The following is a 23,568-nucleotide window of genomic DNA, read 5'->3' as shown; positions in this document are numbered from 1 at the left end:
TCCGGCGTTTCTTGCCGGCGAGATCAGGTTTAGTGTCCAATTGCTGCGGGCCCCTCTCGGGAAACCGCGCAATTTATTTCAAATTTTATCTAATTCCCGCGGGGCCGGATTTGCCCCCTGCCCGACGGTTCCGGGAGGTCACGAATCGCGCGCGTATACGCGTAAGGGGGCGAGCACGGTGGAAGTGCGCTTGCCTGTGCATCTCAGGATGGCCCCGCCCGCGCCGGGAGTGTTCGCTTGGAACTTATTCTCAATCGCGGTGCTACCCTCGGGCTTGACCCGAGGGCCACTCGCCTGCGCCACAATGCCTGTTGGGTCGGGCCAGCCAGGTGTTTTCGAGAGCTTCACGGCAGGGACGATTGGAGGCAGTTGCGCGGTTCGCAGCGCCTGAGTCTTGGCCAAAGACTCGCCATGGCGGCCGCCTTCGGCACCGGAGTCTTCCCTAACCGATGCGGTTAACCCGGACTTTCCGTGCCGAAAATTTAATCAGCGAAGAGGTCCGGAAACTCAGGAAAAAACCCGGAAAACCTGGAAAAGCCGTGACAAAATAAGCCTTTACGGACAGCGTAAAGATGTTCGCAATTTAAGAAGTTTTTAGCAAGTCGGCGCCATTCTGAGCGTGTCTCAAGGATTGAGGCATAAGCACCACACGTCCAGAAGGAAAACCTAGTATGGGTTCCGATGTTTCTCTCTCAAAGGCCGTTCGCGCGAACCTTTTGAGCCTCCAGAATACCGCCTCGATGATGGACAAGACGCAGCAGCGCCTTGCTACCGGTAACAAGGTGAATTCTGCCCTCGACAATCCGTCGAACTTCTTCACGGCATCGGCTCTTAACAGCCGCGCCGCGGACATGAGCAACCTGCTCGACTCGATGGCCTCGGGTATCAAGGTCATCGAAGCTGCCAACAACGGCATCACCGCGCTGACCAAGAACCTGGAATCCATGCAGTCGACGCTGCGCCAGGCTCGTCAGGACAAGTCCTTCCAGACCAAGTCGTTCGACGTCACCGATGCTTCGGTGATCTCGCTGGTTGGCGGTCAGTTTGGTGACGTCCCCTCTGAGATCAAGCTGACCAACGCCGTTGCCGGCGTGAAGTCGCAGCTGACGACCGCTTCCGCCACCGAATATCTCGGCACGGTTTCGACCACTGCCGCAGCTTCGGGTGCCGGCGCTCGTACGCTGATCACCACCAACACGGCTTTTGCCGATGGCGAAACCTTCACCGTTGCCGGCGTGACCATCACGGCCGACGAAGGTGTTGCAGCTTCCGGCGTCACCGATGCCGAACTCGCTGCCACGATCCAGTCGGCTCTCGACCTCAATGCTGGCACCACGCAGAAGTATAGCGTTGCCGTCGGTACGGGTGCCAATGTCGGCAAGATCATCATCGAAACCGTCGACCCGACCGCGGAAGCTGCCGAGGTTGTGTTCCAGGCCGCCGATAGCGACGTCAAGGGCACGACTTCGTTCAACTACTCGGCCGTTTCCGGCGCCATTCAGGTTGGTGGCCAGACCATCAACACCGGCGCTACCTACGACGACTTCGTTGCCAGCCTTCAGGCCAATGCTACCGCCGGCGGCTACTCGGTTGTCGCTGACAGCGTCACCCAGAACATCACCCTGACCAACGTTGCCTCCGGCGCCTCGGCTCCGTCGGTGACCGGCATCCCGGTGAACCAGGCAGCTCAGGCAGCTACCACCACGTTCAACCTTACCGGTGGTACGGGTGGCGCGGCGGATACGATTACCGTCGATGGTATCAGCCTGTCGCTCGCTGTTACCGGTACTGAAGACGCCTTCGGTGCCGACGTTGTGGCCAAGATCACTGCCGACCCCACGCTGGGTGCCAAGTATTCTGCGGCCTACGACAACGCCACGAACACGCTGACCCTGACCGACCTCACCACTGGTGCGGGCCGTTCGACTGCCACGATCGACTTCACCGGCGTCACCACCGGTACGGCTCCTGGTGCTCCGGCTGCGACGTTCACGCAGGGGCAGAATGCAGTCGTTGGCGGTGCAACCCAGACCGTTGGCATTCCGCGTGCCTACACCACTGAAGTTGCGGCCGAGAAGGACGAGTTCACCGTCTCCTACGACGGCAAGACCGCCAATATCTCGATCTCGGCTGCCAAGGGTGGCATCGGCGCTGGTTATGCTCCGAACGCTCTGGACAAGGCCGAATGGCGTGAAGAAACTGTGGCTGCCGTCAATGCCCAGCTCGATGCCGCTGGCATCACTGGCGTCGAAGCCAAATTCGACGACAACGGCAAGCTTCAGATTGTGGCCAAGTCTGCCGAAGCCAAGACTCTTGCCATCGCTGGCACCGACGCTGTCGCCCTCTTCGGCGCTGGCACGGTCAATACCGGTACGGCACCTGTCTCGGGTCTGAACGCAACCAAGACTGTCGACAAGTTCGTCGAACTGATCAACCGCGACTTCGGCGGCAAGGTTCGTGCCTCGAACGACAACGGCAAGCTGCGTCTCGAAAACCTGTCGACCCAGGAACTCGATGTCGGCGTTGACTTCAATGGCAACGACGCCTTCGTGCCCTCCAAGATCGATGGCAACACGGTCCGCGCGAACCTGTCCAAGCAGTTCAACGAACTGCGTGACCAGCTCGACAAGCTCTCTGACGACTCGTCCTTCAACGGTATCAATCTGCTCCGTGGCGATAAGCTGAAGATCACCTTCAACGAATCCGGCACGTCCTCGATCGATATCCAGGCCAAGGACAAGAACGGCAACGTTCGCGGCATCAACGCCTCGAACCTCGGCGTCGACAGCCTGATCGCTGAAGACCTCGATACCGATGAAGCGATCGACGCTTTCCTCGGCAAGCTGTCTTCGGCCCTGACGGAACTTCGCTCGCAGGCTTCGGCCTTCGGTTCGAACCTGTCGTCGGTCGAAAACCGTCAGTCGTTCACCAAGAACATGATCAACACGCTGGAAACCGGCGCTGCGAACCTGACCTTGGCTGACACCAACGAAGAAGCTGCGAACCTTCTGGCTCTCCAGACTCGCCAGCAGCTCTCCTCGTCGGCTCTGTCGATGGCCTCGCAGCAGGACCAGGCAGTTCTGCAGCTCCTGCGTTAATCGCAAACTTCATAACGACGAAAGGAAGGCGGGCCACAAGCCCGCCTTCTTCTTTTGGCCAGATGAGAATCATCTCAGGCGTGATTCCCCTGCCCGCTCCGCCCTTTAGTCGCTGGCGTCCGTCGACCGCGACTGCTATCCATCCCTAAGCCCGCCAGACGAACGGCGGCATTCCCAGAACAGGAAACCAGAGCCCATGTCCCTAAAAGTCGAACTCAAGCCCGGCGAGCGTCTCATCATCGGGCAGTGCATCATTACCAATTCCGACCAGCGGACTCGGCTCTTCATCGACGGCAAGGCGCCCATCCTGCGCGAAAAGGATATCCTGACCATCGCCACGGCAGATACGCCCGCAAAGCGCATCTACCTGGCCGTACAACTGATGTATCTCGAGGACGACACGGCGCGGCTCCGCGACGAATACTTCCGTCTTGTCAATGAGATAATCCAGGCTGCACCCTCGATGATCACGCTCATAAACGGGATCAACAACGAGATTTTAACCGGCGCGCTGTACAAAGCTCTCAAGGCAGCCCGCAAGTTAATTCAGTACGAACAGGACCTTCTTGCAAATGTACCATCAGGGAGCGCAGGCATACCAACAGGTAGCCCGCAAAACGGAAGCCCCGCGTGATCGCGAAGCCAATCTGCTGTCGCGGGCGGCTGCCAATCTCCAGCTTATCCACGACGCATGGGACCTGAAGCAGGACAGCCTCCAGGAGGCTCTGCTCTTCAACCGCCGCATCTGGAATATCTTCCTCACCTCGGTTACCCGCGAGGACAACCCCCTTCCCGCCCAGGTTCGCCAGAACATTGCAGATCTCGGTCTGTTCGTGATGAACGAAACCCGTGAACTACACATCGACCCGATCAAGGCCAAACTGCTGCCGCTGATCAATATCAATCGCCAGCTCGCAGCCGGCCTGCGCGGTGCAGAAGAAGCCTGATAAGGCCAGCGCCCACAAGATCGCCTAGATGCGATGACAAGAGCCTCCGGATGTAACCGGGGGCCTTTTTGTTTGTGGTGTCAGCTTGCGTGGCGCCGGCGGCTGGGCCCGGCTAGGCAGGGCTCGGTTACCCTCCGTCGCCAAACCCACTACACTGCCCTCGGGCTTGGCCGAGGACAGCGCGGTGGTGGGGAGTCAAAGGCGATACGGACGCCTTGCTTGAGTAGCTTCCGCCCGCACAAAGATCCTCCCAAAAACAAAACGGGGCGCTTGCGCGCCCCGTATTCGTTTCGGCCTTCTGGCCACTAGGACGCCTTCTGGCGCCTATTTGAGGTAGTTGACGAGGCTCAGACCGGCCACCGTCGCCGTTGTCTGGTAGCTGGCTTCGAGGCGCGTCTTGAGCGCCAGAAGCTGCATCACGGTTTCTTCCATGCTCACCGTCTCGACCTGGCTCAGCAGCGTTTCAAGCTGGCCGGAAGCGGCGGTATTGCGCTCGGCGGCGCCGCCGGTCGTGGCGCGAACCACGCCCAGTTCGAGGCCGATCTGCTCGATCGAACCCTTGTTTGTCGCCGTGGCGCTCGAGGTTGTCGCCATCTGCCGCTCGACCATGGCGCTAAAGCGCGCCTTCGAGGTCGTGTCGTTGATGTCGTATTCCTGCGAGCTCATGGCCGCGAGCGTCTTGACCAGGTCACGCAGGCCCGTCTCGTTAGCGCGGACGCCATAGCCGACCTTGGTGGAATCGTCGACCTGGGCGGTCGCCGACAGGCGCGGATTGTCACCGGTAGTGCCGATTTCGCCCGTGTACCACTTCACCGTCTCACGGGTATTGGGTGCCGCAAAGACCGTCGCGGTTTCCGGGTTGCCGCCCGAAAGATCGATGCGGCGCGCCACCCCGTCGGTGGTGAAGAAGTCGTCGGCTGCAGCGTAGCTGGAGGCGGCGACCAGTTCAGTCTTGCTGGTCTGGTCGAGCTTGAGCTTCAGGGCTGCTTCGAAATTGGCCGTGGTTTCCTCTGGCGTGGCGCCGATAACGAACTGGCCGGTAACCGGTTCGCGATCAACGGCCTGCAGTACGATCGGCGTGCTGGTGCCATCCGGCATCTTGAGGTTAATGGTCACGGATTCGCCGGCACGCGGATTGTCCATGAATTCAACGCTCATGCTTGCCGGGTTGCCGGCAATCGCACTGACATTGATCTTGCTGCTGGTCGTCGAAGCCGAGGACAGCTTGTAGCCGAAGATGGTCGGCGGGCTCTGTTCGGCGATGTTGACGATCCGATTGTTGCCGGGATCCACGCCGGCCGTCAGCCGACCCATCTTCACCGGTGCCGTGAGCCCTCCCATCTCCGTCTCGATGAGACCCTGGAGGTTCTTGAGCGTTTCCTTGCGATCGGCGCCGATGAGGTATTCCGGCGGATTTGCCGCTGGATTGACCGGACCCGTGACCGCCTTGAACTGGAAGTCCCGCGTAACGCCCTGATTGTCCTTGACGCCGATGGTGATGACTTCGCCATCCACGGGCTGCTTGCCGAAGGTGACCGAAACCGAATTCATGCCATCGGTGTAGCCAATCACCTTCACGTCGGCATCGGAGGGGGTGATAACCTTGAAATTCTCGAGGTTCCCGAGCTTCTGGCCCATGAGGTCTTCAAGATTGCCGGCCGTCTGTTCCAGCGTACCGCCAATCGTGTACTGCGGCGGTACTGCATCAGCGTCGGCCGCACCGGCCACGGCCTGGGCAGAGAAGGTCTGCGTGCTGCCGTCGCGACGCGTCATCGTGAACGAGACGATGTCGCCCGGTGCCGGCTGTGCGCTTACCTGCACGGTGGGCGCCAACGGGTCAGCGGTCGGCCCGGAAGTCTGTGTCGTGTCCGTATTGCCCGAGATCGACATGAGCTTGTAGCCGAACCGGTCGAATTCGGCCGAGGAGAGAACGAGCTTGTTCTCCCAGGGACCGAGAACCTTCGAGCGCGGCAGGCCGACATTGGAGAGCGTATCGGCGGAGTCGGCGCCCAGATCCGCCTTGCGGCGTTCTTCGGCGACGCGGAGATAGCCGTCGGCAGTGCCTTCGCCATACATGATCTGGTCATAGGTGGCGACCGGCGCGCTGTCGGTCTTGTTGCCGCCCATGAGATAGCGGCCCGCGACACTGAGGTTCAGCGTTTCGAGCAGCTGCGACAGGCGGTTCTGCGAGTCCTTCTGCAGGCTCACCATGGTCAGATTGTTCTCGCCATAGCTGGTGGGCGTCGCCGACGTCCGGGTCTCGGACTTGAGCTTGGCGAGGGACGTAAAGCCCTGGTCGAGGAAGTTGAGCCGGAGATTGACCGTGTCGATATTGGCCGCGAAGGAATCGAGCTTGGTCAGACGGTTGCGCGTCGCGAGCGACACGGTGCGGTCAAAGCCCATTTCGGCAAGGGTCTGCGACTTTTCTCCAGACCCAAGTTGGGTCTGGAGCTTGCCGAGCTGGTTCTGCATGGTCGAGATGGCGCTGTAGCCCGCATTGACCGGATACATGGATTTATTGATCAGCATCTGAACTCAGCCCCTTACGTGAACGACTGCATGAGGGTGTCGAGCAATTCCTGCACGACCGAGGCAACGCGGGCATTGGCGGCATAGGCGTTCTGCAACTCCATCAGCCTGGCCACTTCCTCGTTGATATCGACGCCATAGCTCTCTTCCATGCGCGAAGTGATGGCATCGAGCGTCTGGCTATTGGTTTCGCTGGCCGACAGCGCCGTCTGGATGGAGCTGCCTTGGTATTCCATCACCTGCGAGACCATGTCGCTCAACGAGCCCGACAGGCGGAAACCGCCACTCTTGGCCCCGACCTGCGAGTTCGAACCGAACCGCATGTTGTTGAACTGTTCGGTGATGTAGTCGACGCGCTTGCTGTCGCCCGAGGCCGTGGTCGCGCTGTAGTTGACCAACAGCGTATTGTCGGCGACGACGGCGGGATTGATGGTGATGCGGCCGGCAAAGCCGAGACGCTGCCCAGAGCCCGACAGCGAGTTGGTGAAGGGCTTGCCCTCGGCATCGAGGAAGAGCGGCATGCCCATCTGTCCGCCCTGCAGGTCCGTGGCGGTCCAGCGGGTGGAGGCGTTGATCGGCGTGCCGTTGCCATTGGCGCGCACTTCCAGCGTCGAGCCCGTACCCGAGAACGTCGGGCCGACGGTCAGCGACGAGTTGAGTACGCTGGTGATGTAGGACATGTCGACGCTACCGGCGACACCATTGCCGGCGAAACGAACGCCCACGACCTGATTGCCGAAGCTGTCAGGGCTGGTCAGCGGGAGTTTTGCCGGGTCATCGACGCGAACGACCTTCGCGGTGCGTTCGACGCCGTCATTGCCGCGGTACTTGATGGTGAAATCGTCGCCATCCTGGAGCTTGCTGAGGTCCATGTCGAAACCCGACGGCGGACCGGCGACAGCCGTGCCGGGCTCCTGCGCCGAGGAAAAGACCTGGGCCAGGGCTGCGGCGACGTCATCGAGCTGACGCTGGGCATCCTGCAGGGTCGTGTCACGCAGTTCGATCAGGGCGCCGAGCGAACCCGAGCGGATCGCGCCGTCCTTGACGAGATCGATGCGGGTGCCGTTCGGCGTCTCGATGATGAGCTTGCCGACGCCGTTCTTGCTGTCGTCGACGTTGAACTCGGTGGTCGGGGTCAGCGAACCCGCCTGTTCGAAGACGAGCAGCGAGGGCTTTACGTCGAGCAGCGCCGCGCCGGAGCGGGTGGCGAGGCGCACGGTGCCGTCGGGATTGTAGTCGACCCGAAGATCCATCGTTTCTGAGAGGCCGGAGACGAGGCGGTCGCGCTGGTCGAGCAGGCTATTGCGCGTGTTCTGGTCGACGCCATAGTCGGCCAGCACCAGGTTCACGTCGCGCAGCGAGGTGAGCATGGAATTGACCTGGTCGACCGTCGACGCCATCCGGGTCTCGGCCTCGCGCCGCATCGCCTGCACCTCTTTCGAGAGCTGGTTCAGCGTATTGGCCATGTCGGTGGCCTTGGTGACCACATCGGCGCGGGTCGCGTAGTTGTCCGGGCTCGTCGCCAGGGCATCGAGTGCGTTCTGCAGCTTGCCCAGCATGGTATCCATGGAACCAGCACTGCCCGGCTTGCCGAGCGAGGTCTGCATGCGATCCATGAAAGTGGCGCGCGTCACCGAATAGGCCGTCTCCGGCACCTGCTTGGTGTAGTAATTCTGCAGGATGGAGTCGAAGGCACGGTCGACATTGCCGGCGCGGACATAGGAATTGTCGCCACGGCCGACTTCAACGACGTTGAGCGTCTGCTTGTGATAGCCGGGGGTACCGGCATTCGAGATATTGCGGGAAATGACTTCCAGCGCCGTTTGGCTGGCCTTGAGGCCGGAAAGCGCATTCCCGATTGCAACCGTCAAACCCATAGCGGGTCTCCTTTGGTGCCGAACCTCTGCAAGGCGCTAATGGCCAGACCGAAGACACGGCGAATCTGAGAAATGGCGAGTCCCGGCGCATGCGCCGGGACCATGGATAAAAAGGGAATGCTGCGGTTCTCCCCGCCCGGGCAGGGCATTAACCGGCCAGACAGCCCGAAAGGCCGGTAGGAAGATGTGCCGCATTCCAAAAGCATTGGCTTGCCTCAGCGGATCATGTTGAGAGCTTCCTGAAGCATCTCGTCGGCTGCGGTCACGATCTTGGTATTGGCCGAGTAGGCCTGCTGGGTGACGATCAGCTTGGTGAATTCTTCCGAGATGTCAGTGTTGGAGGCTTCGGTGGAGGAGCCCACGATGCCTTCGCCCGACTGGTTGATAATGGCTTCGCCGGATTCGGTGGTGGCCGTGTAGGCACCGCCATCGCCGCGCTTCAGGGCGTTGGGGTTGGAGAAGCTGGCGGTGATGATCTGGGCCACGGCGCGGGTTTCGCCATTGGTGTAGGAGGCGATCACCTGGCCTTCGTCGGAAATACCAACCGAGATGAACTCGCCGGCGCCATAACCGTCCTGCTTGAGCTGGGTGGTGGTGGCCATGCCGGAATTGTCGGCAAACTGGGTCATGCCCTTGAGGCCGTGATCAACGGTGATCGAGCCGAAGCTGCGGCCGTTGACAGACAGATCGGTGATGGTCAGGCGCTCTTTACCACTCACCGTGACGCCCGAGCCGTTACCAGTGATGTTTGAGAGCACACCCTGATCGAAGGTGTAGTCGGCCATCTTGGTCCAGGCGTCAGTTGCGCCAGGCGCGGAGTCCGACGCGTAGAACAGGCTCCACGTGGCAATACCAGCTTCGTCGGAGACTTTGGCCCAGCGCATCTGAACGTTCACCGGCTCGCCGGTCTGCGAGTAGACGGTGATGCCGCCGCCGGAGATGGACTCCTTGACGAACAGTTCGGAATTGGCTGCGGAGACTTTGGCCAACGCGCCGGTTGCGGCGTTCTGCGAGCCCACGACGTTCAAGGCCGTAGCTGCAGTGCCGGCTATCGCAACGTCAGACCGATAGTTGCCAGGGAAGTCGATGACAAGACCGTTGGTCGTGTCCCAGTTCACCGTAGCACCGCTCGCGCCGGCGCCGCCATAGGCGCGAAGATCGGCCTGGATGACGTCCAGCATTTCCTTCATCGAGCCGGTAGCATCGACCTTCACCACACCCGAGCCAGCGGTCAGCGTGCCGGTCGCATCGAGCAGATATTTGCGCGTCACACCACCGACGGTGACGTCCAGCGTCTTGTTGTGAATACCACCGGTACCCATGAGGTCGGCCGGCATATTGGCCGAGGTGTAGGCGGCCGGCAGAATGGCTGACTGGACCGTGCTCAGACCAAGCAAGGGAGCCGCTGTACCGCCGAAAGTAAGGGTGTCCGTACTGCCAGCGTCCAGCTGGACAAACACACGGCCGTCCTTGATACCGACGCGCTCGTTCCCGCCCGTCGCAAGCTGGAGCCTGCCCTCGATATCTGCAAGCATGCTGGCGATGGTCACAGGTGGCGCGGTCGGCACCTGAGGAGCGACGGGGCCGAACGTGTATGTGCGCGTAGTACCCTGGATGTCGATAGTCAGCTGGTGACCGTCCGGAATCGACAACGTCGATGCAAGCGCATTGGGATCAACGATGTTACCGTAGCCATAGGCAGGAATGGTGGTCGGCTGAGGGGACATGCCGCTGATTTTCGGCGCAATGGGGGTCCCCATCACGTCGCCCGAATAGCTCCAGGGCTTCAGCAGTTCGCTGCCCGGCGTGGTCGACACGTAGGAAGCCGTCTTCGGGCTTTGCGGCAGGTTGAGCTGGTAGTTGATGGTGGTCGAGCGCTTGGCCGGGAGGAACGAGTTGTCGATCTTGACGGCTTCAGCGACCGAACCGGTCACAACGCCATTGTTCATGCCGAGGCCCGTCAGCCGGTAGCCTGCGCCGTTGACGAGGTAGCCGTTGCGGTCGATGTCGAAGTCACCGCGGCGGGTGTAGAAGGTGCCGCCCGAACCGTCGGCCTTTTCCGTAACGAAGAAACCATTGCCGTTGAGGGCCATGTAGGTTTCGGTATCAGCATTCTGGATGTCGCCGCGCAGCGTATTCATCGAGCGCGAATAGGAGGAGACCGCGCCAGCAATCTGCTGCTTGACGGGCGCGTCGGGGATCATATCAACAAAGCTGGTGTCGATACGCTTGTAGCCAATCGTCTGCGAATTGGCGATATTGCCCGAGATGTTCTCCATGGCATGCGACTGAGCCTTGAGGCCAGAAACCGCACTTTGAAGAGCGCCAAAAATACCCATTTAAAACTCCAGTTCCCCAAAAGACGAGGCAAGCGCCTGTTTGCCCCAAGCAATGCAAGGGCAATGCCAACTCGTTAACCATATGAAGTAACTTATGTTTTTGACTCTGAAGCAGGCTCCCTACCCTGCCGATCGGCAGAAAAGGGCGTGGCGTATGGCAAAAAATGCCGCCTGACTTCCGCCGATGCCGCGTTTAATGGGATTGCTCTGGAGCGGATCGGCGTTTTGTGGCAAACACCGAACCGTCTCTAAGTCTTTGTTTTGTCGCGCTGCCTGCCCGAAGAAAAGTCCCAGACATGCTGTTTGAAACGCCCGACCAGTTCATCAATGCGCCGCGCCGTGCCATCACGGTCTTCGGCATGGCTGGCGTGGGCAAGACGCGGCTGTCGAACCTCCTGCGGAAGAACCGCTGGTTCCACTATTCGGTCGACTATCGCATCGGCACGCGGCACATGGGCGAATACATCGTCGACAACTTCAAGGCCGAGGCCATGAAGGTGCCATTCCTGGCGCAGCTCCTGCGCTCGGACTCGATCTACATCTCGTCCAACATCACCTTCGACAATCTCGATCCGCTTTCGAGCTATCTCGGCACGCCCGGCGATCCGCAGAAGGGTGGCCTGCCGCTGGCGGAGTATCAGCGACGGCAGGAGCAGCATCGCGTGGCGGAAATTTCTGCCCTGCTCGATGTGCCGCACTTCGTGGAGCGCGCCAAGGCGCTCTATGACTACAATGATTTCATCGCCGATACCGGCGGTTCGCTGATCGAAGTCATCGACCACGATGACCCGAACGATCCGGTGGTGAAGACACTCGCTGAGAACACGCTGCTGCTCTATATTCGCGGCACCGACAAGGACGCAGCCGAACTGGTGCGCCGCTTCAAGCACAGCCCCAAGCCGATGTATTACCGGCCGGCCTTCCTCGTCGAGAAATGGGCCGAGTTCAAGCAGATGAACAACATCAGCGCAGACAACGACGTCGATCCGGCAAAGTTCGGCGCTTGGGGTTTTGAAGCGCTGCTGCACAACCGCCTGCCACGCTATCAGGCGCTGGCCGACAATTTTGGCTACACGGTCGAGGCTTCGGACCTGGCCATGGTGCGCGACGGCGACGAATTCGTCGATCTGGTCGCAGCAGCCATCGAAAAGCGAATGCGTTAGCGCGTGCCCCACGGGGACGCGCCAATGCCCGAAATCCGCTTTTCATTGCCCTTTTAGAGGCTCATATGCCTATTCGCATTCCCGATAATCTGCCTGCCCGCAAAACCCTCGAAGACGAGGGCGTCAATGTCATGGATTCCAGCCGCGCCGCGCGGCAGGATATTCGTCCGCTTGAGTTCGGCCTTCTCAACCTGATGCCGAACAAGGAGCGCACCGAGACGCAGTTTTCGCGCCTGATCGGTGCTACGCCGCTGCAGATCAATCTCTCGCTCGTGCGCATCACCGAGCACCAGTCCAAGCACACCTCGGAAGAGTACCTGACGACCTTCTACCAGACCTGGGAAGAGGTGAAGGAACGCAAGTTCGACGGCTTTATCGTCACTGGCGCGCCGATTGCGCATATCCCGTTCGAGGACGTACGCTACTGGAACGAGATGCTGGAAATCATGGCGTGGACACGCACCAATGTGCACCACACCATGTTCATCTGTTGGGGCGCACAGGCCGCCCTGCACCACTTCCATGGCGTCAAGCGGTACCGCATGGACGAGAAGGCCTTTGGCGTTTACCGCCATCGCATCACCAACCCGCGCTCGCCCTTCCTGCGGGGCATGTCGGACAGCCCGATGATCCCGGTATCGCGCTACAACGACATCGATCGAGCAAGCGTCGGCGACGATCTTGAAGTGTTGATGGACAGCGATATCGGTCTCTGCATGCTCGGCGAAAAGTCGGGCAAGTCGGTCTATTTCCTCAATCACCTGGAATATGACAACCGCTCGCTGGCCGATGAATATGAGCGCGACGTGAAGGCGGGGCTCGACACCACGCCGCCGGTCAATCTCTTCCCCAATGGGGATACATCAGTAGAGCCGGAGAACCGCTGGCGCAGCCATGCCCATCTCCTGTTCCAGAACTGGATCAACGAGATTTACCAGACGACGCCCTACGATCTCTGCGAGATCGGCAAGCCGTAAGACTTTGCGAGGCGGTGCGTCTGCGCCGCCTCCGCCCTTGCAAAAGGCCCCCCAGTCCCTAACTTGCAGGGACGCATGGGGAAATAAGTTTTGCCGCAACCGCCCACCACCATCACCGACGAGCTGGGCATTGCCCTTGCCAATCTTGCCGACAGCGCCACCGGGGTGCTTACGCCAACCCTGCGGCTGGGCGTGACCGGCCTCAGCCGGGCCGGCAAGACGATCTTTATCACGTCGCTGATCCACAACCTGCTCACGCAAGGCCGCCTGCCCGGCTTTTCGCCGCTGGCCGAGGGTCGGTTCATCGGCGCGAAATTGGCCGAGTACCCGGACGCGACGATCCCGCGCTTCGCCTATGAACAGCATATGGCGGCGCTGACCGGGCGACCCGCGACTTGGCCCGAAAGCACGCGGCGGATTTCGCAGCTGCGGATCGTGCTGAAATTCCAGTCGGCGAAATGGTGGGCCGGATTTTCGGGCCCTGCCACGCTCAATCTCGATATTGTCGACTATCCCGGCGAGTGGCTGCTCGACCTGCCGCTGCTCGGCAAGAGTTTTGCCGAGTGGAGCGCCGAAGCGCTGGAGCGGGCACGGCAGCCCGGGCATGCGGACGAAGCAGCAACCTTCCTTGCCGAACTCGACAGCACCGACGTTCTCAAGGACGCCAGTGATCTCAGTGCCGAGCACCTTGCTACGGCCTTCACGACCTATCTCCGTCGCAGCCGCGAGCATGGCGCGCTTTCCACTCTACCGCCCGGCCGCTTCCTGCTCCCCGGCGACCTCGAAGGCTCGCCAGCCCTCACCTTCGCGCCGCTGCCGCGCCCGAGCCAGCCAATCCGCGGCAACAGCCTCTATGCCATGCTGGAAAACCGCTACGAGGCCTACAAGGCCCAGGTGATCCGCCCCTTCTTCCGCGATCATTTTGCCCGGCTGGATCGGCAAGTTGTGTTGGTGGACACTTTGCGAGCGCTGAATACGGGGCCGGCGGCCGTTGCCGATCTGGAGACGGCACTCACCGCCGTGCTCGCCTGCTTCCGGCAGGGCGAGGCCAATCCTCTGCTCCGCCCCTTCAGTCGGCGCATCGATCGCATCTTGTTCGCCGCCACCAAGGCGGACCATGTGCACCACACGAGCCACGATCGGTTGGAGGCCATTCTCAACCGCCTCGTTGGCAATGCCAGCAAGCGGGCACGTTTTGCCGGGGCCGAGACCAAGTCGCTCGCCCTCGCAGCCATTCGCGCCACCAGCGAAGGCACGATCCGCGAGCAGGGCGAGACGCTGCCGACGCTGATCGGCACGCCGCAGGCGGGTGAGGAGCTGGACGGCACGACCTATGACGGCAAAACCGAAATCGCCTTGTTTCCCGGTGACTTACCCGAACGTCCCGATTCATTGTTCGAGAACGGACAGCCCGTGGCGCTGAATTTCCTGCGCTTCACCCCGCCGCAAAAGCTCGAGACCAATGCGAACGGTGAGGTAGTGCTGCCCCATATCCGCTTCGACCGCGCGCTCGACTATCTTATTGGAGACTGGATGGCATGAAGCGTCCCATCGCCCGCCCCACCCAGACGCAGAGCGAAACAACCACGCCGGTCCGCATTCCGCGCGCCTTTGCCCCTGATGAGGCCGAGATCGTCGAAACCTCGTTCGACCCCGAACTGGAGCCTGACCTCGTCGGTCCGCCGCCACGGCGTATGGGCTGGATTGGCCGCATTGCCTGGACCGCGGGCGGCATTCTCGTTTCGGCCGGCCTGGCGCTCGCCGCCGACCGCCTGATCCGCGACCTCTTCGCCCGCTATGAATGGCTCGGCTGGGCCGGCCTTGGTGTGCTCGGCGCTTTCGTCGTTGCCCTTCTGGCGCTCTTGGCGCGAGAAATCTTCGCCCTTCGGCGATTGCGTGTGCTGGACGCTCTCAAGACCGACGCAGCGCGAGCCCGTAGCGATGATGACCAGAAACTGGCCCGACACGTCGCCGAGCGTCTCGGAGCCATCTACGCCGATCGCCCGGACATGGCGCGCAGCCGCGAAGTGGTGAAAAGCAATCTTCCGCATCTCTTCGACGGCAACGAGATCATCACTCTCACCGAACGCAGCCTGATGGCCCCGCTCGATGCCCGCGCAAAGGCGCTGACGGCTGCCTCGGCGCGACGGGTGGCGCTGGTAACAGCAGTATCGCCCCGGGCGCTCGTCGATGTCGCCTTCGTCATCTACGAGAGTGTGCGGCTTGCCGGAGCCATCGCGGCCCTTTATGGCGCGCGCCCCGGCTTCTTCGGGTTCTGGCGGCTCACCGGCGCGGTTCTGGCCCATCTTGCCGTCACAGGCGGTCTCGTGCTCACCGATGGTATTGTCGAGCAACTGGTCGGCCAGGGACTTGCGGCAAAACTTTCCGCCCGCCTCGGCGAAGGTGTCGTCAACGGGCTTATGACGGTCCGTGTGGGCATCGCCGCCATGCGCGTCGTGCGCCCCCTGCCCTACGAAACCCTACCGCAGCCCATGGTGCGGGATTTCATTCCCGAACTCGCCAAGCTGGGTGAACGCACCACGTAGGATCACCCTCCATCCTGTCGGCAAGGCGTTCCGCGCGGACGCTGTCGCGCCTCTTGAATGTAGTTCGATGTCATACTACTAGTACGACATCGAACTACATGAGGGATATCATGCGACGCAGACAATTTCTTGCCCTGGCCGGTGGCGGCATCGTGCTGGCGGCGGGCGCGGCCGGCGGCACCTTTGCCGCGACGCGAACCCCGGACCGGGCGCTCGCTCCTTGGGCGGCCACCTCGCTTTACGATGAACCGCGACGTCGGGCGCTTTCCTTCGCCATTCTCGCGCCCAATCCGCACAATCGGCAGCCGTGGCTTGTCGACCTCGGGACCGAAGGCGAAATCACGCTCTATGTCGACACCAACCGCCTGTTGCCGGAGACCGATCCTTTCAACCGCCAGATCACCATTGGCCTCGGATGTTTCCTCGAACTGATGATCCTTGCAGCTGCAGAGGACGGCTACCGGGTCGATCTTGCGCTCTTTCCTGAAGGGGATAGCGCTGAGGGGCTGGACCAGCGGCCGGTAGCGCGCGCCCGGTTCATTGCCGATGGCAGCGTCACTCCGGACCCGCTCTTTGCCCAAGTGCTCAACCGGCGCTCGCTGAAAGATCCATATGACCTCGCCCGGCCGGTGTCGCCCGAAACACTCGCCTCCCTGCACGCCGCCGGAAGCCATGGGCTGACCATCGGCAGCAGCGCCGAAGCCGAGCATGTCGCAAGGCTCCGCGACCTGACTGGACGCGCCATGCTGATCGAAATCGACACCCCGCGAACCTACAGGGAAAGCGTCGACCTGATGCGCCTCGGCAAGGCCGAAATTGAAGCCAACCCCGACGGCATCGACTTCGGCGGCCCGCTCTTCGACACGCTTGCCCTTTTCGGCCTCTTCACCAGAGAAACTGCGGCCGATCCGAACTCGATGGTCTTTGCGCAGGGCAAGGATGTCGTGCTGGCCAATACCTCCTCGGCCATGGCGCATGTCTGGCTGGTGAGCGGCACCAATACGCGACAGGACCAGATCGCGGCCGGTCGCGATTGGGTGCGCATCAATCTCGCTGCCAGCGCGGCGGGCTTGGGGCTGCAACCGTTAAGCCAGGCGCTCCAGGAATTTCCCGAAATGGCCGACTGCTACGCCGAGGCCCATCAATGGCTTGCACCTGCGGGCGGGACCGTCCAAATGTTGGCACGGCTGGGCTATGCCGATGCAATTGGCCCCAGTCCGCGCTGGCCGCTGGAGGCCAAGATCATCTAACGGCGTTTTCAGGGTAAGCGGACATGGACAAGGAGCAGGCCGGAACTCTGGTTTTCGGGTTCTTCAACGAGATCGGCATTGTTTCGCAACTGGCGAGCGCGCTGTTTACACGCCTCATTCCACTCGGCCTGCATCTGTCCCATTTCATCGTGCTCAATCACCTGGCCCGCCTTGGCGATGGCCGCACGCCGCTGCAGATCGCCAATGCGCTCCAGGTGACCAAAGCCACCATGACCCATACGCTGACCGTGCTCGGCCGGCATGGCTTTGTCGCCATCGAGCCGCACCCGACGGACCGCCGCTCAAAGCTGGTCAGGCTGACCCCGGAGGGCCGCGCTTTTCGCGATGATGCCATTGCCCGGCTCGCGCCGGCTTTTCAGTTCGTCATTGAAGGCGTTTCGGCGGACGAACTGCTCACCGCCTTGCCGGTGCTGGAAAAGGTGCGAAAACTGCTCGATGCTGAGCGCGATGCGCCAAGCATCGGCTGAGGCGCTACCTCAAAAATCCTTGGACGCGCTCGGCGCCAGGGACAGCTTGAGCCCATCCAGATCATCCGAGCAGAGGATCTGGCAGGAAAGCCGCGAGTTCGGCTTTACGTCGCCCACGCTATCGAGCATGTCCTCTTCCTCGTCACTCGGCGCGCCGACAGCGCCGAGCCATTCGTTGTCGACATAGACATGGCAGGTGGCGCAGCTCAGCGCGCCGCCGCATTCGGCCTTGATGTTGAGGCCCCAGTCGCGAATGACTTCCATGACGCGCCAGCCTTCGAGCCCTTCGAGCTCGTGCACTTCGCCTGCCTGGTCGGTAACGGTGATCTTCATGGGGCGCTCCTCAACAGCGGGGCGTGCTTAGCCTTCTATGAGGCGGCAAGGCAAGTAGGACATTCGTTCCTGCCACGGCGTCATTCCCGCGAAAGCGGGAATCTCGATGCGGGCCGAGTGAGATCCCCGCTTTCGCGGGGATGACGCGGTGGTCGGAGGATGGGCTGGCGTTACGCCACACCCAGCTTCTTCTGCAGCTTCGTGGAACTGGTGGTGTACTGGAACACCACGCGTTCGCCCGGCGAAACGATTGCCTTGGCCGCCTGGGCCATCAGCGCCGCTTCGTGGAAGCCCGAGAGGATCAGCTTGAGCTTGCCGGGGTAGTAGTTGATATCGCCGATGGCAAAGATGCCGGGCACCGAGGTCTGGAACTTTTCGGTGTCGACGACGATGGTGTTGTCATTGAGCTCAAGGCCCCAATCGGCCACCGGGCCGAGCTTCATGGTGAGGCCGAAGAACGGCAGCAGGCGCGTGGCGGGGATCGAGAGATCGCCGGCATCGGTCGTCAGATGCACGTGGTTGATCTGGCCGTTTTCGCCATCGAGCTTGGCGATCTGGCCGAGCTGGAAGTTGACCTTACCGTCGGCGACCAGTTCCTTCATCTTGTTGACCGAAGCCGGGGCCGCCTTGAAGGCGTCGCGACGGTGCACCAGCGTCAGGGTGCGGACGATCGGCTGCAGGTTCAGCGTCCAGTCGAGCGCCGAGTCACCGCCGCCGACGATGACGACGTCCTGGCCGCGGAAATCTTCCATCTTGCGCACGGCATAGAAGACCGACTTGTTTTCGAACTGCTCGATTTCGGGCACCGGCGGGCGCTTGGGCTGGAACGAACCGCCACCGGCCGCGATCACCACGACCTTGGTGAAGAAGGTTTCGTCGGCATCGGTCTGCAGCTTGAAGGAGCCGTCTTCGAGCTTCTCGATGGAATTGACCATGCGCGAGAAATGGAATTCTGGCGAGAACGGCGCGATCTGCGCCATCAGGTTGTCGGTCAGCTGCTGGCCGGTGACCATGGGGAAAGCCGGAATGTCATAGATCGGCTTTTCCGGATAAAGCTCGGCGCACTGGCCGCCGGGACGATCCAGAATGTCGATGAAGTGGCATTTGATGTCGAGGAGCCCGAGTTCGAAAGCCGCGAACAGGCCGCAGGGGCCAGCGCCGATGACGACAACGTCGGTGGTGATCTCAGTGCTCATTTTCAAAGTCCAGTTCGACACCGGAGCCGCTGCGGCTCCGGAAAAGTTGGTCCCATCGGGGCCCCATTGCCCCGCTTGATGAATGGGAACTGCCGCTGTCACCAGCGCCCCCGGCTTTGCCCGATTAAAGGCGACTAACGCGCTCCACTTATCCTAGGAGACGCGACGAAGGAAGGGGCGAGTACCAAGCGGTACTTCGGTGACGCCCACAGGCTGGTAGAACAAGGCCATTTCCGGCAGACGGTTTTCGATCAGCGCTTGACGGCTCGGCTCGTGGGTGACGACGAGCGCATTGAAGCCGCAGCGGCGCATATGCGGAATCTGATCCTGCAAAACGTCGCCTACAGCCCTGATTTCACCGGCATATTTGAAACGCTCTACAAGCAGGCGCGCGGTCGAATAGCCGCGACCATCCGAGAAGGCCGGGAACTTGATGGCGATCGAGGCAAAGCGAGCGAGATCATCGACCACGTCCTCGATCTTCTCCCCAGGCGAAACCAGCAGCCCAAGCGGGTGCGGATTGGCCAGAAATTCCGAGCGATTGGCGAGGAATTCGGGCAGCGGCACATGGACGTAGCGCGCTTCGGAGGGATTGGTGCCTTCGGCCCATTCCTTGAAGGGATCGGCAATAAAAGCACCGTCTTTCCAGAGGGTGTGGCGGGCTGCGGCAGTCATCGGATTGGCGATCGCTCCACTGAAGTCATAATGGATGCCGCATTCCTTTTTATTGAGGCCGCGCCACCGTCCGGCGCGCGGATCTTCGCCCTCGGCAACGATCGAGGTGCAAGGCGCGCAGCCAATGGACTTGTAGCCTTTGGCATAGAGCGGATGCTCGGGCAAGCTGTGCTTCTGGCGATATTCGACGACGTCGGCGTCGGAGAAATAGGCCAGCGGATTGACCTTGATGCGATCATCGCTCGTCAGCTCGAAATGCGGCAGCACGCCGCGTTCCTTGGTCTGGTAGCGCTTACGCCCGGTGACCCAGCCGCCATATTGCTCGGTGATCGGCTCCAGCGGCTCGGTCTTGCGAATGTGGCAGCAGGAGTCGGGATCGGTCTCCCACAGGTCGCCATTGGGGTCGAACCGCTTGACGTCATTGGCGTCAGGATGAATGGCGTGGACGTTGAGTAGGCCAAACTGCTTCTTCAGCGTCTCGACATAGGCCAGCGTCTCGGCAAAATGCTTGCCGGTTTCTAGAAAGTAGACCGGCATAGACGCATCGACCTGCGCCACCATATGCAGCAGCACAGCCGAGTCCGCCCCGAAGGACGACACAATGGCGAGATCGCCCGGCAGCACGTCTGACACGGCGTAGCGAAGGACGCCAAGTGCGTCCATTTCGTCGAACATGCCGTTAAGCGCCAGAATGCCCAACGCCTTCAGCTTGTCGTGCGCCGCCTGGGCGGGAGCGAGTTTAGGCAGTCCCATAGAGGGCCTCCTTGAAGGGCGCTTCCCCAAGACGCCGATAGGCTTGAATGAAAGTCTCGTCGGCACCCTGGCGTTGAGCGATGTAGAAATCGACCAGCTTTTCGATGGCGCCCGGCACGTTCTCGGCCTCAAAGCCCGGCCCGATGATTTTTCCGACCGAAGCATGCTCGGTGGCGTCGCCGCCCAGCGTGATCTGATAGAGCTCGCCGCCCTTCTTCTCGACGCCCAGAATGCCGATATGGCCGACATGGTGGTGCCCGCAGGCATTGATGCAGCCGGAAATCTTGATCTTGAGCTCGCCGATTTCCTTCTGGCGTGCCGGCTCAGCAAACTTCCTGGAAATCTCCTGCGCGATCGGGATCGAACGCGCATTGGCCAGAGCGCAGAAATCGAGGCCCGGGCAGCAGATCATGTCGGTGATGAGGTTATTGTTGCCCTCGGCTAGATCGGCTGCCACCAGCGCGTCATAGACAGCGCGGAGATCGGCCAGCGCCACATGAGGCAGAACCAGGTTCTGCTCATGGGTCACGCGCAGCTCGTCATACGAGTATTTTTCAGCGAGGTCGGCGACGACCTCCATCTGCTTGTCCGTCGCATCACCCGGCGCGCCGCCCACGGGCTTGAGCGACACTGTCACCGAGGCATAGCCCGGCTGGGCGTGGGCATTGATATTGTTGTCGAGCCAGCGGCCATAGGCAGGGTCGACGATGGACTCGTAGGCCACATCGATCTTGGTCAGCGTCTGCGCGGCAAAATCGGGCAGCGCGAAATAGGCGCTGATGCGGTCGACTTCCTCGCTCGGCAGGGTAAGAACGCCGCCGCGGACCTCGGCAAATTCGGCCTCGACCTGGCCCTTGATGGTCTCAAGGCCCTCTTCGTGCACCAGTATCTTGATACGCGCCTTGTACTTGTTGTCCCGGCGCCCATAGCGGTTGTAAACGCGCATGATGCTTTCGAGATAGGCCAGCAGGTGCTCATTGGGCACAAAGCTGTTGATCAGCTTGGCGATCATCGGCGTACGGCCGAGGCCACCACCAACCCAAACTTCCCAGCCGATTTCGCCGGCCCCGTTCACGGCAGCCTGCAGGCCAATGTCGTGGAAGCGGATGGCGGCACGGTCGTGCGGCGCGCCGGTAATGGCGATCTTGAATTTCCGCGGCAGGTACGAAAATTCTGGATGCAGGCTCGACCACTGACGCAGGATTTCAGCGACCGGGCGCGGGTCGATGATCTCGTCAGCGGCAGCGCCGGCAAACTGATCGGTCGTGACATTGCGGATGCAATTGCCCGAGGTCTGGATCGCGTGCATTTCGACCGAGGCCAGCTCGTCGAGAATGACCGGAATATCCTTCAGCTTCGGCCAGTTGTACTGGATGTTCTGGCGCGTCGTGAAGTGGCCATAGCCGCGGTCATAGACCCGGGCGATATGGGCAAGCTTGCGCATCTGCCGCGAAGACAGCGTGCCATAGGGCACGGCGACGCGCAGCATATAGGCGTGGAGCTGCAGATAGAGCCCGTTCATCAGCCGCAGCGGGCGGAACTGGTCTTCGGTCAATTCGCCCGAAAGGCGGCGCTTCACCTGATCGGCGAACTGCGCCGTGCGACCCGCGACAAACGCGGCGTCAAACTCGTCATATCGATACATGACCGTCCTCACCCAGATGTTGGCGGTCGTAAGCCTGCCCATGAAGAGTTAGGGGCGCGGTGGGGCCCGCCGCCCGGATACGTTCGCGAAGCCGCTTGGGCACGATCGCGCCATCGACGACATCGACTTCCTCGATTTCGAGGCTGATGACACGACCCGTCGCCTTGGTTGCCGCCAAAGCGCCATCGCGCTCGGCCGCTTCTTCCTTGGCAAAGAGCCGGGCCAAATGCAGGCCCTCGACCCAGGTGCCGCCAGCCGACAGATAAACCGTGGCGCCCGAGGTCAACTCGTTGCCGGTGAGTATTTCCTTGCTCATGCTACTTTGAAACTTTCTGCATTCCTGGCAACGGCCTCAACCCAATCGCCATGCGCCACGGCCCGACCGACCAGGATGACGGCCGGGCCGTCATCGAACTCGACCGCGCCACGCGCGAGATCACCCAAATTACCCGCATAGGAACGGCTTTCCGGCCGTCCCGCATTCACAACAATGCCCACCGGCAGATCGGCCGCGGCGCCCAGCGCCACCAGCCGTTCCGCCGTTTCGGCAGCAATCGATTTGCCCATATAGAGCGCCAGGGTCAGGCCGGTTTCGGCGAGCGAGGCCCAATGGGCCAACTCACCATCATCGGCGCCATGCGCCGTCGCGACCACAAGCCCACTCGACACTTTTCGCAAGGTGACGGGCGTAGCCGTATCGGCGGCGGCGGCCAGCGCTGCGCTCACGCCCGGCACGATCTGGTATTCGATCTCAGCCTTGCGCAGAGCCGCGATTTCTTCGCCGGCGCGCCCAAAGATCATCGGATCTCCCGACTTCAGCCGCGCCACCTTCTTGCCTTCGCTCGCCAGCCGCACGATCAGCGTATTGATCTGCGCCTGGCTGAAGGAATGATGGCCCTTGGCCTTGCCGACGCAAATCTGCTCGGCATCGCGGCGGCCCATTTCCACGACTTCGGCCGGGACCAACTGGTCATGCACGATGACATCGGCTTGCTGCAGGAGACGCTGTGCGCGCAAGGTAAGGAGATCAGCAGCGCCGGGGCCTGCCCCGATCAGCCAGACGATGCCCTGCCCCACGCCATTCTCGACGTGGCTCGCGAGCAGCGTTTCCGCCTCGGCCTCGCCGCGCCCCTCTTCCAGAGCCCGCTCGACGGAAGTGGAAGTGACCAGGTCCTCATAGTAGCGTCGACGGGCAGCACCCTCGTGGATCAGGCTTTCAACCTTGTGCCGCATCCTGCCGGCGAGACCAGCAATCTTGCCGAGACCCGGAGCCAGAAGCGCTTCGATCTGCGCACGCACCAACCGCGCCAATACCGGCGCATCACCCTCGGTCGAAATCGCCACGGTCAGGGGCGCACGGTCGATGATAGACGGGGTGTAAAAATCGCATTCGGCGGGAACGTCGACAACATTGAGCGGAATGTTCAGCCGGCGGGCCTCGGCCATGGCAAGCTGCCCATCCGGCCCCTCATCGGCCACGAAAACCAGCGCCACACCAGCCACGTCCTCGGCCGTCAACGGGCGCTCGAAAACGGTCACGTCAAAACCAGAAAAATCGGTCTCAACCTTCCTAGCGTAAATCTCTATTGAAGCAGTCGTCTTTGCGACCAACCGGACCTTGTTCAGGGCCTCGTCGGTGCCGCCGACGATCATAATGCGCTTGCCCTTGACCTTGAAACTCAACGGGAATGTGTTGAGGCGAGTCATAACAGTCCTATTCCAACGATGAGGCAAAATATTCCAATGCCGGGG

General features: G+C 61.5%; 18 protein-coding genes. 9 read left to right on the top strand and 9 right to left on the bottom strand.

The window, feature by feature from the left end; all coding sequences use genetic code 11:
* Positions 1 to 671: 671 nt before the first annotated feature.
* The 3 genes from NVV77_RS06135 to flaF all read left to right on the top strand — a co-directional run bounded on the left by NVV77_RS06135 (position 672) and on the right by flaF (position 4,045).
* On the top strand, positions 672 to 3,098 hold the full coding sequence (locus tag NVV77_RS06135; protein ID WP_295411595.1) for a flagellin: 2,427 nt from the start codon (positions 672 to 674) through the stop codon (positions 3,096 to 3,098).
* A 196-nt stretch (positions 3,099 to 3,294) separates the two neighbouring features.
* Complete coding sequence (flbT, locus tag NVV77_RS06130) at positions 3,295 to 3,732, top strand: flagellar biosynthesis repressor FlbT (RefSeq protein WP_295411594.1); 438 nt, start codon at positions 3,295 to 3,297, stop codon at positions 3,730 to 3,732.
* Complete coding sequence (gene flaF / locus NVV77_RS06125; protein ID WP_295411593.1) at positions 3,671 to 4,045, top strand: flagellar biosynthesis regulator FlaF; 375 nt, start codon at positions 3,671 to 3,673, stop codon at positions 4,043 to 4,045. Before flbT ends, flaF begins: the two co-directional genes overlap by 62 nt.
* 324 nt (positions 4,046 to 4,369) lie before the next feature.
* Here the strand turns inward: flaF and NVV77_RS06120 are convergent, their stop codons facing one another.
* The 3 genes from NVV77_RS06120 to NVV77_RS06110 form a co-directional block, all read right to left on the bottom strand.
* Positions 4,370 to 6,574, bottom strand: a complete 2,205-nt coding sequence (locus NVV77_RS06120) for a hypothetical protein (RefSeq protein WP_295411592.1) — start codon at positions 6,572 to 6,574, stop codon at positions 4,370 to 4,372.
* Positions 6,575 to 6,588: 14 nt separating this feature from the next.
* On the bottom strand, positions 6,589 to 8,451 hold the full coding sequence (gene flgK, locus NVV77_RS06115; protein WP_295411591.1) for a flagellar hook-associated protein FlgK: 1,863 nt from the start codon (positions 8,449 to 8,451) through the stop codon (positions 6,589 to 6,591).
* A gap of 215 nt (positions 8,452 to 8,666) precedes the next feature.
* Positions 8,667 to 10,790, bottom strand: coding sequence for a flagellar hook-basal body complex protein (locus tag NVV77_RS06110; RefSeq protein WP_295411590.1), 2,124 nt, complete (start codon positions 10,788 to 10,790; stop codon positions 8,667 to 8,669).
* 296 nt (positions 10,791 to 11,086) lie between these two features.
* On the opposite strand from NVV77_RS06110, the gene NVV77_RS06105 reads away from it, so the two are divergent.
* The 6 genes from NVV77_RS06105 (at position 11,087) to NVV77_RS06080 (ending at position 17,214) form a co-directional block, all read left to right on the top strand.
* Positions 11,087 to 11,953 carry an ATPase gene (locus tag NVV77_RS06105; RefSeq protein WP_295411589.1) on the top strand — a complete coding sequence of 289 codons (867 nt, stop codon included), beginning with the start codon at positions 11,087 to 11,089 and terminating at the stop codon, positions 11,951 to 11,953.
* A 65-nt stretch (positions 11,954 to 12,018) separates the two neighbouring features.
* Entirely contained in the window at positions 12,019 to 12,930 is a 912-nt protein-coding gene (gene metA, locus NVV77_RS06100) for a homoserine O-succinyltransferase (RefSeq protein ID WP_295411588.1), read from the top strand.
* 90 nt (positions 12,931 to 13,020) lie between these two features.
* Positions 13,021 to 14,472, top strand: coding sequence for a YcjX family protein (locus tag NVV77_RS06095; RefSeq protein WP_295411587.1), 1,452 nt, complete (start codon positions 13,021 to 13,023; stop codon positions 14,470 to 14,472).
* Positions 14,469 to 15,476 (top strand): YcjF family protein, encoded by a 1,008-nt coding sequence (locus tag NVV77_RS06090; protein WP_295411586.1) that lies wholly within the window; start codon positions 14,469 to 14,471, stop codon positions 15,474 to 15,476. The genes NVV77_RS06095 and NVV77_RS06090 overlap by 4 nt, the downstream gene beginning before the upstream one ends.
* A gap of 110 nt (positions 15,477 to 15,586) precedes the next feature.
* Positions 15,587 to 16,726, top strand: a complete 1,140-nt coding sequence (locus tag NVV77_RS06085) for a twin-arginine translocation pathway signal protein (protein ID WP_295411585.1) — start codon at positions 15,587 to 15,589, stop codon at positions 16,724 to 16,726.
* 23 nt (positions 16,727 to 16,749) lie between these two features.
* Positions 16,750 to 17,214, top strand: coding sequence for a MarR family transcriptional regulator (locus NVV77_RS06080; RefSeq protein WP_295411584.1), 465 nt, complete (start codon positions 16,750 to 16,752; stop codon positions 17,212 to 17,214).
* A gap of 9 nt (positions 17,215 to 17,223) precedes the next feature.
* Here NVV77_RS06080 and NVV77_RS06075 read toward each other — a convergent pair whose 3' ends face one another.
* From NVV77_RS06075 to cysG, 6 genes are all read right to left on the bottom strand, one after another.
* A complete protein-coding gene (locus tag NVV77_RS06075) occupies positions 17,224 to 17,547 on the bottom strand; it encodes a 2Fe-2S iron-sulfur cluster-binding protein (RefSeq protein ID WP_295411583.1) in 324 nt (107 codons plus the stop codon).
* Positions 17,548 to 17,717: 170 nt separating this feature from the next.
* Positions 17,718 to 18,743 (bottom strand): NAD(P)/FAD-dependent oxidoreductase, encoded by a 1,026-nt coding sequence (locus tag NVV77_RS06070; protein WP_295411582.1) that lies wholly within the window; start codon positions 18,741 to 18,743, stop codon positions 17,718 to 17,720.
* Positions 18,744 to 18,896: 153 nt separating this feature from the next.
* Positions 18,897 to 20,171, bottom strand: coding sequence for a phosphoadenylyl-sulfate reductase (locus tag NVV77_RS06065; protein ID WP_295411581.1), 1,275 nt, complete (start codon positions 20,169 to 20,171; stop codon positions 18,897 to 18,899).
* Positions 20,158 to 21,816: a nitrite/sulfite reductase gene (locus NVV77_RS06060; RefSeq protein WP_295411580.1), complete on the bottom strand. Its 1,659-nt coding sequence runs from the start codon at positions 21,814 to 21,816 to the stop codon at positions 20,158 to 20,160. Before NVV77_RS06060 ends, NVV77_RS06065 begins: the two co-directional genes overlap by 14 nt.
* Positions 21,803 to 22,132: a DUF2849 domain-containing protein gene (locus NVV77_RS06055; protein WP_295411579.1), complete on the bottom strand. Its 330-nt coding sequence runs from the start codon at positions 22,130 to 22,132 to the stop codon at positions 21,803 to 21,805. The genes NVV77_RS06060 and NVV77_RS06055 overlap by 14 nt, the downstream gene beginning before the upstream one ends.
* The gene (gene cysG, locus NVV77_RS06050; RefSeq protein ID WP_295411578.1) at positions 22,129 to 23,523 is read right to left on the bottom strand and encodes a siroheme synthase CysG; all 1,395 of its coding nucleotides are present in this window, start codon (positions 23,521 to 23,523) and stop codon (positions 22,129 to 22,131) included. Before cysG ends, NVV77_RS06055 begins: the two co-directional genes overlap by 4 nt.
* Positions 23,524 to 23,568 lie beyond the last annotated feature (45 nt).

It is taken from the genome of Devosia sp. (assembly GCF_024707125.1).
Lineage (GTDB): Bacteria > Pseudomonadota > Alphaproteobacteria > Rhizobiales > Devosiaceae > Devosia.
Note: the sequence above shows the minus strand (reverse complement) of the source record. Positions and strands in the feature narration are given on the sequence as shown.